We start from the raw sequence: 13,667 nt of genomic DNA on the forward strand, positions 1-13,667 counted from the left end.
GCTTGTGGGTGGGGGGGTCTGTTTGGGGCTCCGCCTGGGCCCCCCCCGCGGCGCCCCCCCCCCACCCCCCGCCCCCCCCCCCCCCCGGCGCGGGGGCGGCGCGGGGGGGGGGGGGGGGGGGGCGCGCCCCCCCCCCCCCCCCCCCCCCCCCCCCGCTCCTACAGGTACGGGCGTGTGGAACGCCCCGTGGTGCGGCTGGCCTTAGCGGGCCAGCAGTTCCAGTTCGGCCACGGCCGCGGGGCCGGTGCCATCGAGCGTGAGACGGTAATGAGCGTAGGCACCCGGCTTGGCGATCGCGAACGCTCGGGTCTGGCGGTGCCACGGGAAGCTTTCGCCCTGGCGGGCATCCAACACCTGCCAGTGCTTGCCGTCGGTGGAGCCCTCCAGCTTCCAGGCGGTCGGCACGGCGGCCGCGGCACCGGAGCTGATCGTGTACATGGACACGTTGGCCGGCTTGGCCAGGCGATCCACGATCACGGCCTTGCCGGTGGGCAGCGCCAGCTCGGTCGAGGAATCGTTATCGACCGCCGCCGCCAGCGAGGCAGCCTTCTTGCCATCCAAGGTGAGGTCGGCCGCCTGGAGCACATCGTGCAGCGGCGACGGCTTCGCGCCCTCGGCCGTGATCGATGCCGGGAGCGCATCGGCCCCGGTACCCCAGTTCGACGGCGCCGAACCCATGGTGAACTCCAGCGTCGCGCCCTTCGCCAGCAGATCGTGCGGCAGGGTCAGCTTGTTCCACGGCTGTCCGTTCACCTTCAGCGACTGGACAAAGCGGTTCGTATCACTGACGCCCGGTGCGCGGATATCCAGCGTGGCCCCGTTCTCGAGCTTGATGCTCATGTGCGGGAAGTACGGCGCGCCGATCACGTATTCCGGGGTACCCATGCGCAACGGGTAGAAGCCTGCCGCACCGAAGATCCACCACGCCGACATCTCGCCGTTGTCTTCATCGCCCGGATAACCCTGGCCGATCTCGCTGCCGACGTACAGGCGTGACATGGCATCGCGCAGCTTGTCCTGGGTCTTCCAGGGCTGGCCTGCTTCGTCGTACATCCAGATGATGTGGTGCGACGGCTGGTTCGAGTGGCCGTACTGGCCCATGCGCACGTCGCGGGCCTCGAGCATTTCGTGGATCTCGCCGCCGTAGTCGCCCACGTCGTAGTTGCCAGGTGCGCTGAAGAACGCATCCAGCTTCGCACCCAGCCCCTCGCGGCCGCCATAAAGCCCAGCCAGGCCGGCACCGTCCTGCGGCGCATCGAACGCCATGTTCCAGGCGTTGGTCTCGGTGTAGTCGCCGCCCCAGCGGATCGGGCTGAAGTCCTTCGCGGTCCAGCGCCACTTGCCGGCCGGATCGCGGGCCACGAAGAAACCAACTTCCGGCTCAAACAGGTTTGCGTAGCCCACGGCGCGGGCGCGATACCACTGCGCGTCGTCGGCATAGTTCTTGTAGGCACCGCCGTTGGCGCTGTCCTTCGCAAGCGCGTCGGCCAGGTTGGCAATACCGAAATCGTTGATATAGCCGGCCGTCGACCACGACAGGCCTTCCTTCACGTTGTCATCGGTATAGCCGTTGAACAACGAGCGCTCGATGCCCTTGCGGCCCGCGCCCTTCACATCGGTGCTCACCGTGGAGGCGTTGCGGATGGCCGACAGGTAGAAGTTGGCCACATCGAAATTGCGCACGCCCTTCAGCCACGCATCGGCGAACGCCACGTCGGAGCTGGTGCCCACCATCAGGTCGGCATAGCCTGGCGAGGTCCAGCGCGCGATCCAGCCGCCGTCGCGGTACTGCTGTACGAAGCCATCGATCATCTGCCCGGCTTCGGTCGGGGTGAACAGCGCGTACGCCGGCCACGCCGTGCGGTAGGTATCCCACAGGCCGTTATTCACGTACGGCTTGCCATCCACGATGCGCGCGCCGGTGTGGGTATCGGTGTTCTCACCCGTGGCGGCGGAGAACGGGCTGGCGTACTGCCACTTCGGCGCATCCTTCGTGCCGGTGTTCTCGTAGGCCTGGTTCGGGTACAGGAACAGGCGGTACAGGTTCGAATACAGGATGGTGCGCTCATCGCGGCTGGCGCCTTCCACCTGGAAGCGGCCAAGACGATCGTCCCATGCCTTGCGGGCGCGTTCGCGCACGCTGTCGAACGTATCGTTCGCCGCGACTTCCTGGCCCAGGTTGGCCTTCGCCTGTTCCACGCTGATCAGCGAGGTGGCGATGCGCATCGTCACCTGCTTGCCGCCCTTCTTCGCCGTATCGAAGCCGAACCATGCCGAGGCGGCGTCGCGCTTTTCACCGGCCAGGCGGCCGCTTTCGGCGACCGGCTTGTCGAACTCGGCGTAGAAGAACATGCGGGTGGCACCGGTGGAGAGGCCACTCTTCACGTCCGACCAGCCCTGGATGCTGCGGCCTGCCGGATCCAGCGTCACCGACGCCTTGTCGTTGAGGTTATCAAACACCAGCTGCGCACGCTTACCGGTGAACGTGAAGCGGAACAGAGCGGCATGGTCGGTCGGGGTGATTTCGGTGCGGATGCCGTTATCGAAATGCACACCGTAGTAATCGGGGTGCGCGGTTTCTTCATCGTGGGTAAACGACAGCGCACGCGTTTCGCGCTTCAGCGCCGGCGCACCGCTTTCGGCCTGGGCCGGCATGACCTGGAAGGTCTGGCGCTCACCCATCCACGGGCTGGGCTCGTGTGAAAGCTGGAAGGCCTCGATGCGCGGACGGTTATCGTCGCCGTTACGGTCCTGGTACTGGTACAGCCAGTTGGAGCCCGAGTTGGTGACCGGCGTCCAGAAATTGAACCCGTGGGGCATGGCCACGGCCGGGAAGTTATTGCCACGCGAAAAATTCGCGTTGGCGTTGGAACCGCGACGGGTATCCACGTAGTCGGTCGGATGGCTGCTCTGGAACGTCGGCTGGGCGGCGATGCGGATATCGTCCACCCAGCCTTCGAATGCCTTGCCAGCCGGTGCATCGGCCGCCAGTTCGATCGATTTGACCTTGCGGCCCTTCGCTACCGCGCCAAGATCGACGCTTACATAGTTCCACTGGTCCGGGTAAAGCACGCGGCCTTCGCCCTGGCCCTTGGCCGTCGCCGGCACGCGGTGCTGGTCACGGGCGCCGGTGGCCGAAAGCTTCGAGCCGTCATCGAACACCACGTCCACGCTGACGTAGTTGGCCGGATTGGCCAGGTCATCCTTGTTGGAACGCGGGAATACCAGCCAGGAAAGTACCGTGTCGTCGGCCACCGGGACGCTCGTGGCAAACAGGCGCGCCGTGAGCGGCGAACCGGTGGAGGTGCCGGCGTAATGCAGCGAGTGGGTACCGGTGAAGCCGACATCCGGCTTGGCCGTAAGCACCACGTCCTTCGGCGGGCCGCCGGCGATCTGGACGTCCAGCCCGCCAAACGCCGCGGCGGAGAGCGCGGGATCACCGGCCTCGAACGAGCTGTGGAACCCCGGCGTGGCCGCCAGCACACCTGCCGGCACCACCAACGATGCGATTGCGAGGGCAAGCGCCGCCCTGCTCCATCCCAGCTTCGTTTCGACCACGCGCTGTTCCCCTAAGTTTTATGGATCGCGCATTTAAATCGTTCTAAATCGCGAATGTCAAACCGCAGTGCAACACATGGAACCCCGCTGTGATGCCTGTCGCTATTCCCTCCAGTAGCGATCCGCCGGCCGCCGCCATTCGCGCATAACGCTTGGCGCACCTGCCTTAGGCACATCGATGCGGACTGCGCCGCTGCGCGCCGTGTCATACACCTGCGACCCGATCGCGGCGTGCCGGTCCACGACCAGCGGGTGCGGATGGCCAAAGCGGTTGCGCCACCCCGAGGACGCCACCGCCACACGCGGCCGCACCTTGCGCAGCCAGGCCGCGGAGGATGAGTGGCGACTGCCGTGGTGGGCGATCGTCGTGATGGTCGGCACCGCGGAGCTCAGCTCCTCGACGGCCATGCGTGCTTCTGACGACGCGCCGATATCCCCCGTCAGCAGCAACCGACCGCCGGCACCCTCCACCGAGAGCACGCAGGAGCGCTCGTTCGCCTTGACCTTTCCCTTCGGCGGAGCCGGCACGGCCAGGAAGTGAAAGCGGACGCCATCCCACTCCCAGGGCGCCGTACCGGCACACGGCTCGGCGGGAAAGTGCAGCCGGCCCGGCTCACCAGCAAGCGCGCGCGCGTTGGCGTAACGGCGTTGCACCGACCGCGCGCCGCCGGCGTGGTCATTGTCACCGTGGCTCACCACCAGCGTATCGACGGGACCGATGCCCAGCGCGGTAATCGCGGGCAGGACGATGCCAGCTCCCGCATCGTGGCCAGCGGCGAACTCGGGGCCCGCGTCGTACACCAGCGTGTGCGTTCGCGTGCGCACGATCACCGCCAGCCCCTGGCCGACATCGAGCACCCATGCGCGAAACGCACCATGCGCCGTTGAGTCGCGCAGCGGCACCAGTAGTGGCAGGAAGCACAGCGCCGCGAAGCCCCGCAACGGTACGCCGCGTGGTGCAAATACCCACGCTGCGGCGACCGTGGCGAATACGACAGCCCATGGTCCCGACGCCGGCACCACCACGTGTGCGCCGGGCCACGCGGCCATCGACACGAGTACGCGCCAGAGCCCGTGCATGACGGCGGAGGCCGCATGCAGCAAGGGCGACGCCACGGCGCCGAACGCCAGCCCCGCACAGCCGGCCAGGGTGAGCGGGATGACCGCGAAACTCACCAGGGGCGCCGCCAGGAGGTTTGCCGCGAACGAAACCAGCGACGCGCTCCCGAACAACCACAACGACATGGGTAGCAAGGCCACGCTCATCACGGCCTGCGTGCGCAGCATGGATACCAGGTGGGCGCGCCAGCCGTTTCCCGCCGGCGCCACGCATGCCATGAGAAAGGCGACGCCCGCGAACGACAGCCAGAACCCCGGCGAAAGTACCGCCAACGGATCCACGGCGAGTACGGCGACCAAGGCAAAGGCCAGCAGCGCAAGACCACCCGCCCGACGCCGTACCACCGCCGCGACGACGAGGACGGCGACCATGAGCAGCGCGCGCACCGTGGGTAATCCCATGCCCGCCAGCAAGCCATAGGTAAAGGCGACGCCCAGGCCCAGCAGGGCCTGGGTGATCCGCCGCGGAACCCGGGTAGCCAGCCACGGCGCCAGGAAATACAAGCCGCGTGCGAACAGAACACCACCGCCTGCGGCGACACCCACGTGGAAGCCTGAAATGGCGATGAGGTGCGAGGTACCGGTCGAGCGCGCCACATCCCAGTCCGCCGCGTCGAGCCCACGCGTATCGCCCACGGCCAGCGCCTTGAGTACCCGCGCATCGCGAACACCCAGTACGCCATCCAACCGCTTGCCGATGGCATCACGCCAGCCATCGATACAACGTCCGTGGGCGACGCGGGCATTCAGCGGCGAAGCACGCACATAGCCAGTGGCGACGATACCCGCCGTGAGCGCGCTGCGCTCGGCATCGCTGCCACCAGGATTGACGACGCCGCGAGGCCTGCGCAGGCGCACGGTGAGGCGCCAATACTCACAGGGCGCCGGTGACTGGTTCGCGCGGTACCACGTGAGGCGCAGCGGCCCGGCGATGTGCGCCTCGCCCGCGCGCGGCATGGGCTGGAACAGGAATGCGATATCACCACCGCGGCGCCGGGGCAGATCGGCAATGCGACCCGTGATGACGAGATCGCTACCTTCCAGCCCGGGCTCCAGGCGGTTGGCCATGCGCTGCGTGGCGTGCAGTGCTGCCCAGCAGGCGAACACGAGCATAACCGCAGGCAGGCGAAGCGCCGCGGCGCGCCGTACCGCAAGGACCAGCAGCGCCAGCACGGCCACGGCACACAGGACCGGCACGGAAGGCAGCGCGGGAAACACCTGCACGACGGCGCAGCCCGCGAGCGCGGCGAGGGCGAACGTGCATAACGTGAAGGGGGGCGCGCGAAACGACACGACGGCCTGCGATGGCATGGGGAGATAGCCAGCGTAGGCGGCAACACGCAGGCAATGGCCCTACGCGCCGTGTCAGCGCAGGGCGCTAAACCATGTCAGGTCAATCGCTCCTGCCACGCGAACCGCCGCGATCACCGCGATCACCGCGGCCGGGTGAGCCTTGTGGTGGCCGTTGGCCACTACCCACGTTCGAGGGGGGTGAAGGCCGGTTGCCGCGCCACCCGCCGGGCGGTGACTGCGGTCGGTCCCCGTTCCGCCAACCTCCCGGCGGGGGCGAGCGATCACCGTTGCGCCAGCCACCTGGCGGTGGACGGTGATCATCGCCACGCGAGCCCCAGCCCCCCGGCGGCGGCGGACGACCATGGCCATCACCGTCGCCCCGGCCAGGGCGGTTGTTCCAGCCACCCGGCGGTGGACGGCCATGGCCGTAACGATCGCCGTCATAGCGCCGGCCGTACGCATCGCGGTAAATCACCGTGGTACCGCCGTAACAGCAGCCGCCATAACCGTAGTAACCGTAATCAGGGCCGTCGTAATAGCCCACCCCGCCGCCCACCACCGTGGTCGTGGTTTGCGTTCCGTAATACGCATCCGCACCCGTGCCGTTACGCACGTACCCGTAACCGGGGTCGTAGTAACACCCGGTGAGCGCAAGGCACACCGGTAATGCCAGCAGGGAAAGCGAGAGTCGGCGCATAAGTGCCTCGGCGTGTGTGATTCCCACACTGCGCCGCATTCGTTGAACGCGCGCTAAAAAAGAAAGGGCCGCGAAAGCGGCCCTTTCCCTTCGTTCAGGCGACGCGGATCAGCCCTTGTTCTTCTGCTGATCGCCACGCTCGTGCGCGCTGTTGGAATAACTGGCTTCCGGCGATGGCACCTTGGGCGCGGCCGTCTCGTTACCGGGCTGCGCACCCGGGTTGCCATTGCGGTCGCCCGCGGGCCACGGCGGCGGCTGCCGATCGCGCTCCTTCTTGGCTTCAAGCAGCGCCTGGATGTGCGCTACCGCCTCTTCCTGGGTGATGTGCTGCACCGGCTCGTTCGCCGGTTCCGCCGGCTTGGCCTTTGGTGCAGGGCGCGGACGCGGTGCGGTGCGGGCTGCTTTCGGCGGCGTCGCGACAGGCGCGGCGGCCTTCTTCACCGGCGCCTTTACTGGCGCCTTCCTGGGCGCCGACTTAACGGCGGCAACCTTACCCGCGGCGGCCTTACGGCTTGCGGTCTTCGGTGTGGCGCCCACGGAAACCTTCTTTGCTGCGGTCTTGCGGCTGGCTGTCTTCGGCGCGGTACCGACCGCTACCTTCTTCGCAGCGGCCTTGCGGCCTGCGGTCTTCGGCCGGGAGCCGACCGACACCTTCTTTGCGGCTGCCTTGCGCGCTGCGGTCTTCGGCGCCGCCTTGCGAGCGGCGGCCTTTTTCGCGGTGCGTGCCGGTGCCGCGCCACGCTTCGGCGCCGCTTTCTTCGCGGTCGCTTTCTTCACCGCGGTTTTCCGGGCCGGTGCCTTCTTCGCCGCCGCCTTACGCGGCGCCGTCTTCTTGACGGCCTTCTTCGCCGCGGCCTTGCGTGCCGGGGCCTTCTTCACTGCCTTCTTCGCGGCCGGGCGTGCGACCTTGCGTGCGGTTTTCTTCGTGGCAGCTGCTTTTTTGACCGAGGCTTTCTTTACAGCGGACTTCTTCGTTGCCGATTTCTTCGCCGTGGACTTCTTCGCGGCAGACTTACGGGTGGTTGCCATGCGCTCACTCCTCCTGCGGTAGTAGCCGACGCGAACCGTCCCCCAGCGGGGAAACCCGCGTGCATGCCGGACGATCAATGCGATCAAAAGGATCCGGTAGTCGGATGATCTAACACATGTCGACGGAAGTCACATCAATTTGTCGGAAAAGTTCAGTTCCGAATCAGAAAGCGCCGGGCTGGGAGATCACGTTGAGGAAATGCGAGATCACATCCGGGCGCAGGATGATGGTGAACAACACGCCGTATGCCGCGCCCCACAGGTGAGCGCCATGGTTCACGTTATCGCCGCCACGGCGGTCCATGTAAATCGAATACACCACGAACAGGATGGCGTAGAGGATCGCAGGCATGGGGATGATGAATACCAGGATCTTCGACCAGGGGGCGATCAACACGTAGGCAAACAGCACAGCTGACACTGCACCCGAAGCGCCCAGGCTCGTATAGCCGGCGTTCTTACGGTTCTTCATGTAGGTCGGCAGGATCGAAAACAGCAGCGCGCCGATGTAGAAGGTGACGAAGCCCAGCGGGCCCATCGAGGCGGTGTACAGCTGCTCCATCACCCGGCCGAAGAAGAACAGGGTGAGCATGTTGAAGAACAGATGGCCGAAATCCGCGTGGACCAGGCCGTAACTCACCAGGCGGTAATACTCGCGGCTGCGGTTGATGGCCGGCGGCCACAGTACCAGGTCATCCATGAGGCGACGGTTCTGTAATGCGATGAACGAGACCACACAGGTCACGAGGATAATGAGGATCGTGGTGATCATGCGTGACGACTGCGTCCTGGAAACGGCTAACCAGCGCGCATCTTGGCGGCATCGCGCGGCATTGTGAACCCCGCCGCGCCCCCGATGGGGGCTATCATTCACGACTTCCCCCCCCCTGCCCCACCCCTGCCGATGTCCTCCATCCGATACAAGCAGCTCGATGTCTTCGCCGCCCGCCATGGCGGTGGCAACCCCCTTGGCGTGGTGATCGATGCCCAGGGCTGGTCGGACGAACGCATGCAGCGTTTCGCCCATTGGACCAACCTGGTCGAGACCACCTTCCTGCTCCCGGCGCGTGCCGAAGGCGCCGACTACCGCGCGCGTATCTTCACGCCCAGTAAGGAAATTCCCTTCGCCGGCCACCCCACCATCGGCAGCGCACACGCCGCGTTGGATGCGGGCCTGATCACCCCGGATGCGGCGGGCGTGGTGTGGCAGGAATGCGGCGCCGGCGTGCTTCCCATCCTGGTGGAAGGTACCGGCGCCGACCGCGAATTGTTCGTGCAATCGCCCAGGGCGCGCGTCGTCGGCGATGCCTCGCGCGGCGGTGAATGCCTTTCTAGCGTGCTCTATGGCGTGGCCCTGGGCCCGCTCAAGCCGGCGTGCGTGGAAGGTGGCCGCCGCTGGTGGGTAGCCGAGTTCGCCGATGAAGCGGCGCTACGCGGCTGGCGCCCGGACCACGCGGCCATCCGCGCCCTGGCGCTGGCCACCGATACGCTGGGCCTGTGCATCTTTGCACGCACCCATGAAGGCCTGGCCGTCCGCGCCTTCCCGGCCGGCGTCGGCATCGTTGAAGATCCCGCCTCGGGCGCCGCCAACGGCCTGATTGCCGCTTACGTCGCCACGCATGACACCAGCGGGGCCCTGGCCAAGGGTTATGTCGTCAGCCAGGGCCGCGAAGTAGGCCACGATGCGCGGATCATCATTCGCATCGAAGGTGAGCACGTCTGGGTCGGCGGCCGCACCAACACCATCATCGATGGCAACGTGGACTGGCGCGACGCCTGACCGGTTACGCGCCCACCGCCTCATCCAGGCGCAGGGTGAGGCACTTCGCCGCTCCACCGGATTTCATGTACTCATCGAGGGCCACCTCGATGACCATGAAACCGGCGCCCTCCAGCCGCGAGCGCAGGTTCGCGCTGGCCCGGTTCAGGATAACCACCCGGCCAACATTCACCGCATTGCAGGCGAACTCCACGGCATCGTGCTCATGCACGATGATCCGCTCGGAGGGCGGCACATGCCGTTCGATAAGCGCAAGCGATGCCGCATCGAACGCGGCCGGGAAGTACAGCAGGTAGCCATTAGCCAGCGGGCAGAAGCACGTATCCAGGTGATAGAAGCGCGGATCGGCCAGCTTCAGTGGCAAGACCTCGACATCCAGCAGGCGGGCCAGCGTCGGCGCGGCATCCAGGTCGGAACGGTGGCCATGGCCCATCCACAGGCGGCGGTGGGTGCCGCGATCGAACAGGGCATCGCCGGCGCCTTCGAAGAAGATGCCTTCGGGCAGTTCCACGATATCGAAGCCGTGGCGGGCGAAGAATGCGTGGTTGTGCGGCTCCTCGCCCTTGCGCTCGTCATAGCGGAAGCGGCTGGGCACGAAGGTGTTGCCGAACACCAGGCCGGCATTGGCCGCGAACACCATATCGGGCTGCCCGGCGGCGGGCGGCTGGATCACCACATCGGCGTGGCGCTGCACCGTCTCACGCAGCGCATCCCACTGGCGCTCGGAGCGCTCGCTGGTGGTGTCGTGCACATGGCCGGTCATCCAGGGATTGATGACGTAGCTGACCTCGAAATACGTGGGGGCGCACATCAGGATGCGAGGCACCGTGCGCTCGAAGGTCGGGGTCGTTTCTGCCATGGAAGCCGTGCGCCTTGACGGGGGAACGAGCCCCCATCATGGCAGAACGGCGCGGTGACCCGTCAAGCCAGGCCGTGCAGGATGTCCGTGACCGACTTCGACGAGAAATGCAGTTCCTTCAGGGCTTCCTCCAGCGAATCGCGCGAGTTCACCTCGCTCTCCACTTGCTCGCCGACACTGGCGGGTGACACGTGGACGAATCGCGGGCCGTCCTGGTAAGCAATACCCTCATCGTGGACGGTCTGCTTGGTCAGCACCTTGAAGGTACCGTCGTTCGACTCGCGTACGGTCACCGCCCGGCCCTCGTGCTGGCCCTCGTACACCGTTTTCCAGCTTGCAGTCATGTTTTCTCGCCTGGGAAGCCGCACAACATCGTGCCGCCTGATTGTCGCCAACCCGGCGGCCTAGCGATTGTGAAGACGTGCGTAAAAACGCTCTAACGCTTCAATCCTTCAGGTTGGCCCGGGCGGCCGCCACGCGGGCCAGGCCGGCCCAGTCGATATCGCCATCGCCACGGCCCAGTGATTCCAGCAGGGCATCGTGCAGCACGCTCGCGACGGGCATGGGCACGCGCCTGGCCTCGGCCGCGGCGCGGGCCAGGCCCACATCCTTGAAGCCCAGGCTGAGCTTGAACCCGACTGGCTCGTAGCGGTTCTCGGCGATCATGCCGCCGTAGATCTTGTACACCGGGGCGGAGAACAGGGTGCCCTGCATGACGTCGAGGAAATCCTTCGCCTCCACGCCATAGGAACGGGTCAGCGCACTAGCCTCGGCCATGCTCTCGATCGCTGCACCGATCAGGAAGTTGCCACCGATCTTCACCACGGCGGCGCGGATCGGATCATCGCCCATGGGCCACACCTTCGCCGCCAGCAGCTCGAGCAGCGGCTGCACCTTCGCGATGGCCTCGGGCTTGCCGGAAGCCACCATGTTCAGCTCGCCAGCAGCGGCCACGGCCGGGCGTCCGAACACCGGGGCGGAGACGAAGCCGACGCCACGAGCCTCGTGGCTGTCAGCGAGCTCCTGCGCCAGCGCCACCGAGATGGTGGCGTGGTTGACGTGCACGGCGCCGCGCGCGAGCGCCTCCAGCACCCCGCCGCTACCCAGGATCACGTCACGCACGGCCGCATCGTTGGCCAACATGTTGTGGACGACCTCCGCGCCCTTCGCCGCTTCCGCGGGCGTGGCGGCTACACTGGCGCCCTGCTCTGCCAAGGGTTTGGCCGCGTCGGCACTGCGGTTCCACACCACTACCTCGTGGCCACCCTTGATCAGGTTCGCGGCCATGCCCGCGCCCATGCTGCCCAGCCCGATAAAACCGATACGCATTGCGAATGCTCCTGTTTAGAGGGCCTGGCCGGCGGCGTGGCCGGACGCCCAGGCCCACTGGAAGTTGTAGCCGCCGAGGTGGCCCGTGACATCGAGCACTTCGCCGACGAAGTACAGGCCCGGCTGGCGTTTGGACATGAGGGTGGCGGACGAGACCTCATCGGTATCGACACCCCCCAGGGTGACTTCGGCCGTGCGGTAGCCTTCCGTGCCGCTGGCGACCAGCGGCCAATCCTGCAACTGTGCCGCAATGTCCTTCAATTCGGCGTCACGGTACTGGCGCATGGGCTTGCTGGGGATCCATACCTCGCACAGCCGTTCGGCCAGGCGGCGCGGCAGCAGGCCAGAGAGCACCGTGCGGAACTCGGCCGCCGGGCGCTCCTCGCGGCCAGCGCGCAAGGCCTCGTAGCCATCCGTACCGGGCAACAGATCCAGCCGCAGATCCACCCCGGGCTCCCAATACGACGAGATCTGCAGGATGGCGGGGCCACTGATGCCGCGATGAGTGAACAGCATGGCGTCACGGAAGGTGGCGCCATTGGCCCGAGCCTCGATGGGCAATGCCACGCCTGCCAGGCCATCGTAGCGTTCCTGGTGCTTACCGCTCAGGGTGAGCGGCACCAGGCCGGCCCGCACGGGCAATACCGAGTGACCGAACTGCTTTGCGACGTCGTAGCCGAAGCCGCTGGCCCCCAGGCTGGGGATGGAAAGACCGCCCGTGGCGATGACCAGCGACGGCGCGCGCACGTGGCCCAGGGGCGTATCGCAACCGAACCCGCCCTCGGCCGCCTTCATCCGCTGCACCGCCGTGTTCAGCTCCACGCGCACGCCCGCGGCGGCGCATTCATCGAGCAGCATGCGCACGATGAGCTTGGAGGATTCGTCGCAAAACAGCTGGCCGGGGCTTTTTTCGTGGTACTTGATCCGGTGCTTCTCGACCATGTCGATGAAGTGCCAGGGGGTATACCGGGCCAGGGCCGATTTGCAGAAATGCGGGTTGCGGCTGAGGAAATTGGCAGGCGTGGTGTTGGTATTGGTGAAATTGCAGCGCCCGCCGCCGGACATGAGGATCTTTTTGCCGGCCTTGTTGGCGTGATCGACCACGAGCACCCGCCGGCCGCGCTGGCCAGCGACGATGGCGGTCATCAGCCCGGCGGCGCCTGCGCCGATGATGATGGCATCGTATTCCATGGGTGGGGGCCTGCCTGGTGGTGCAAACGCATATGGTAGCCGGGTCGCGTAAACTTGTCGGCTGTAACCCCTAGCGAGGATTTTTCCCCATGCCTTCTTTTGACATCGTTTCGGAAGTCGACAAGCACGAATTGAGCAATGCGGTGGACCAGGCGAACCGTGAGGTTTCGAACCGTTTTGACCTTAAGGGGACGGGGGCGAAGTTCGAGCTGGAGGAAAACGTGATCACGCAGAAGGCGGAGAACGAATTCCAGATCAAGCAGATGCACGATATTTTGCGTGCGCGCCTGGCGGCCCGGCAGATCGACCTGCGGGCGCTGGATGTGGGCAAGGTGGAGACGAACCTGGCGGAGGCGCGCCAGAAGGTGACGGTGAAGCAGGGTATTGAGCAGCCGGTCGCGAAGAAGATCATTGCGAAGATCAAGGAAGCGAAGCTGAAGGTGGAAGGCCAGATCAATGGCGAGAAGGTGAAGGTCACCGGCAAGAAGCGCGATGACCTGCAGGACGCGATCGCCCTGCTCCGCAAGTCCGATTTCGAACTGCCGCTGCAGTTCGAAAACTTCCGCGACTAAGGGCTCGCCTTCGGCCTCGCGCAAGCTGATCGGTTCATTCGCTTTCGCGAATGCATGTGACCAGCGGCGTTCGCCGCCTCGCTCGTTAGGGCTTGAGGCGAAGAGCCGTCGGGGCCCACCCTCGCTGCTCAGAGTTGATGGATGGGAGAGCCGCGGCGTTGTTTGCGATCGACGTGCGCCTTCCTGGTGAAGACCGTCTTTACCGCTGCCGCGCTGACCTGCAGGCTGGTGATGGGGCCA

Annotated in this window: 11 protein-coding genes; 2 read left to right on the forward strand and 9 right to left on the reverse strand. The window is 66.3% G+C overall.

Annotation, left to right across the window (positions count from 1 at the left end; translation table 11 throughout):
• Nucleotides 1-201: 201 nt before the first annotated feature.
• The 5 genes from ABIE56_RS02305 to ABIE56_RS02325 all read right to left on the reverse strand — a co-directional run bounded on the left by ABIE56_RS02305 (nucleotide 202) and on the right by ABIE56_RS02325 (nucleotide 8,468).
• Nucleotides 202-3,558, reverse strand: coding sequence for a GH92 family glycosyl hydrolase (locus ABIE56_RS02305; protein WP_429242225.1), 3,357 nt, complete (start codon nucleotides 3,556-3,558; stop codon nucleotides 202-204).
• 102 nt (nucleotides 3,559-3,660) lie between these two features.
• Nucleotides 3,661-5,988 (reverse strand): DNA internalization-related competence protein ComEC/Rec2, encoded by a 2,328-nt coding sequence (locus ABIE56_RS02310; protein ID WP_429242226.1) that lies wholly within the window; start codon nucleotides 5,986-5,988, stop codon nucleotides 3,661-3,663.
• An 82-nt stretch (nucleotides 5,989-6,070) separates the two neighbouring features.
• Nucleotides 6,071-6,667 (reverse strand): hypothetical protein, encoded by a 597-nt coding sequence (locus ABIE56_RS02315; RefSeq protein WP_429242227.1) that lies wholly within the window; start codon nucleotides 6,665-6,667, stop codon nucleotides 6,071-6,073.
• 108 nt (nucleotides 6,668-6,775) lie between these two features.
• Nucleotides 6,776-7,696: a hypothetical protein gene (locus tag ABIE56_RS02320; RefSeq protein ID WP_429242228.1), complete on the reverse strand. Its 921-nt coding sequence runs from the start codon at nucleotides 7,694-7,696 to the stop codon at nucleotides 6,776-6,778.
• Nucleotides 7,697-7,859: 163 nt separating this feature from the next.
• A complete protein-coding gene (locus ABIE56_RS02325; protein WP_429242229.1) occupies nucleotides 7,860-8,468 on the reverse strand; it encodes a rhomboid family intramembrane serine protease in 609 nt (202 codons plus the stop codon).
• A 132-nt stretch (nucleotides 8,469-8,600) separates the two neighbouring features.
• On the opposite strand from ABIE56_RS02325, the gene ABIE56_RS02330 reads away from it, so the two are divergent.
• Nucleotides 8,601-9,476 carry a PhzF family phenazine biosynthesis protein gene (locus ABIE56_RS02330; protein WP_429242230.1) on the forward strand — a complete coding sequence of 292 codons (876 nt, stop codon included), beginning with the start codon at nucleotides 8,601-8,603 and terminating at the stop codon, nucleotides 9,474-9,476.
• A 4-nt stretch (nucleotides 9,477-9,480) separates the two neighbouring features.
• Here the strand turns inward: ABIE56_RS02330 and ABIE56_RS02335 are convergent, their stop codons facing one another.
• The 4 genes from ABIE56_RS02335 to ABIE56_RS02350 form a co-directional block, all read right to left on the reverse strand.
• Nucleotides 9,481-10,335, reverse strand: coding sequence for a dimethylarginine dimethylaminohydrolase family protein (locus tag ABIE56_RS02335; protein WP_429242231.1), 855 nt, complete (start codon nucleotides 10,333-10,335; stop codon nucleotides 9,481-9,483).
• 62 nt (nucleotides 10,336-10,397) lie between these two features.
• Nucleotides 10,398-10,679 (reverse strand): hypothetical protein, encoded by a 282-nt coding sequence (locus tag ABIE56_RS02340; RefSeq protein ID WP_429242232.1) that lies wholly within the window; start codon nucleotides 10,677-10,679, stop codon nucleotides 10,398-10,400.
• 100 nt (nucleotides 10,680-10,779) lie between these two features.
• Nucleotides 10,780-11,664 carry an NAD(P)-dependent oxidoreductase gene (locus ABIE56_RS02345; protein WP_429242233.1) on the reverse strand — a complete coding sequence of 295 codons (885 nt, stop codon included), beginning with the start codon at nucleotides 11,662-11,664 and terminating at the stop codon, nucleotides 10,780-10,782.
• A 15-nt stretch (nucleotides 11,665-11,679) separates the two neighbouring features.
• Nucleotides 11,680-12,855 carry an NAD(P)/FAD-dependent oxidoreductase gene (locus ABIE56_RS02350; protein WP_429242234.1) on the reverse strand — a complete coding sequence of 392 codons (1,176 nt, stop codon included), beginning with the start codon at nucleotides 12,853-12,855 and terminating at the stop codon, nucleotides 11,680-11,682.
• Between the two features lie 89 nt (nucleotides 12,856-12,944).
• Between ABIE56_RS02350 and ABIE56_RS02355 the strand changes: the two genes are divergently transcribed.
• Nucleotides 12,945-13,427 (forward strand): YajQ family cyclic di-GMP-binding protein, encoded by a 483-nt coding sequence (locus tag ABIE56_RS02355; protein ID WP_429242235.1) that lies wholly within the window; start codon nucleotides 12,945-12,947, stop codon nucleotides 13,425-13,427.
• The last annotated feature ends 240 nt before the right edge of the window (nucleotides 13,428-13,667 follow it).

It is taken from the genome of Luteibacter sp. 621 (assembly GCF_050435445.1).
GTDB lineage: Bacteria > Pseudomonadota > Gammaproteobacteria > Xanthomonadales > Rhodanobacteraceae > Luteibacter.

Excerpts from the sequence above, each read along its gene's own strand:
- ABIE56_RS02325 (WP_429242229.1), bottom strand. The coding sequence starts at position 8,468 with ATGATCACCACGATCCTCATTATCCTCGTGACCTGTGTGGTCTCGTTC.
- ABIE56_RS02330 (WP_429242230.1), top strand. The coding sequence starts at position 8,601 with ATGTCCTCCATCCGATACAAGCAGCTCGATGTCTTCGCCGCCCGCCAT.
- ABIE56_RS02335 (WP_429242231.1), bottom strand. The coding sequence starts at position 10,335 with ATGGCAGAAACGACCCCGACCTTCGAGCGCACGGTGCCTCGCATCCTG.
- ABIE56_RS02315 (WP_429242227.1), bottom strand. The coding sequence starts at position 6,667 with ATGCGCCGACTCTCGCTTTCCCTGCTGGCATTACCGGTGTGCCTTGCG.
- ABIE56_RS02340 (WP_429242232.1), bottom strand. The coding sequence starts at position 10,679 with ATGACTGCAAGCTGGAAAACGGTGTACGAGGGCCAGCACGAGGGCCGG.
- ABIE56_RS02345 (WP_429242233.1), bottom strand. The coding sequence starts at position 11,664 with ATGCGTATCGGTTTTATCGGGCTGGGCAGCATGGGCGCGGGCATGGCC.
- ABIE56_RS02310 (WP_429242226.1), bottom strand. The coding sequence starts at position 5,988 with ATGCCATCGCAGGCCGTCGTGTCGTTTCGCGCGCCCCCCTTCACGTTA.
- ABIE56_RS02350 (WP_429242234.1), bottom strand. The coding sequence starts at position 12,855 with ATGGAATACGATGCCATCATCATCGGCGCAGGCGCCGCCGGGCTGATG.
- ABIE56_RS02355 (WP_429242235.1), top strand. The coding sequence starts at position 12,945 with ATGCCTTCTTTTGACATCGTTTCGGAAGTCGACAAGCACGAATTGAGC.
- ABIE56_RS02320 (WP_429242228.1), bottom strand. The coding sequence starts at position 7,696 with ATGGCAACCACCCGTAAGTCTGCCGCGAAGAAGTCCACGGCGAAGAAA.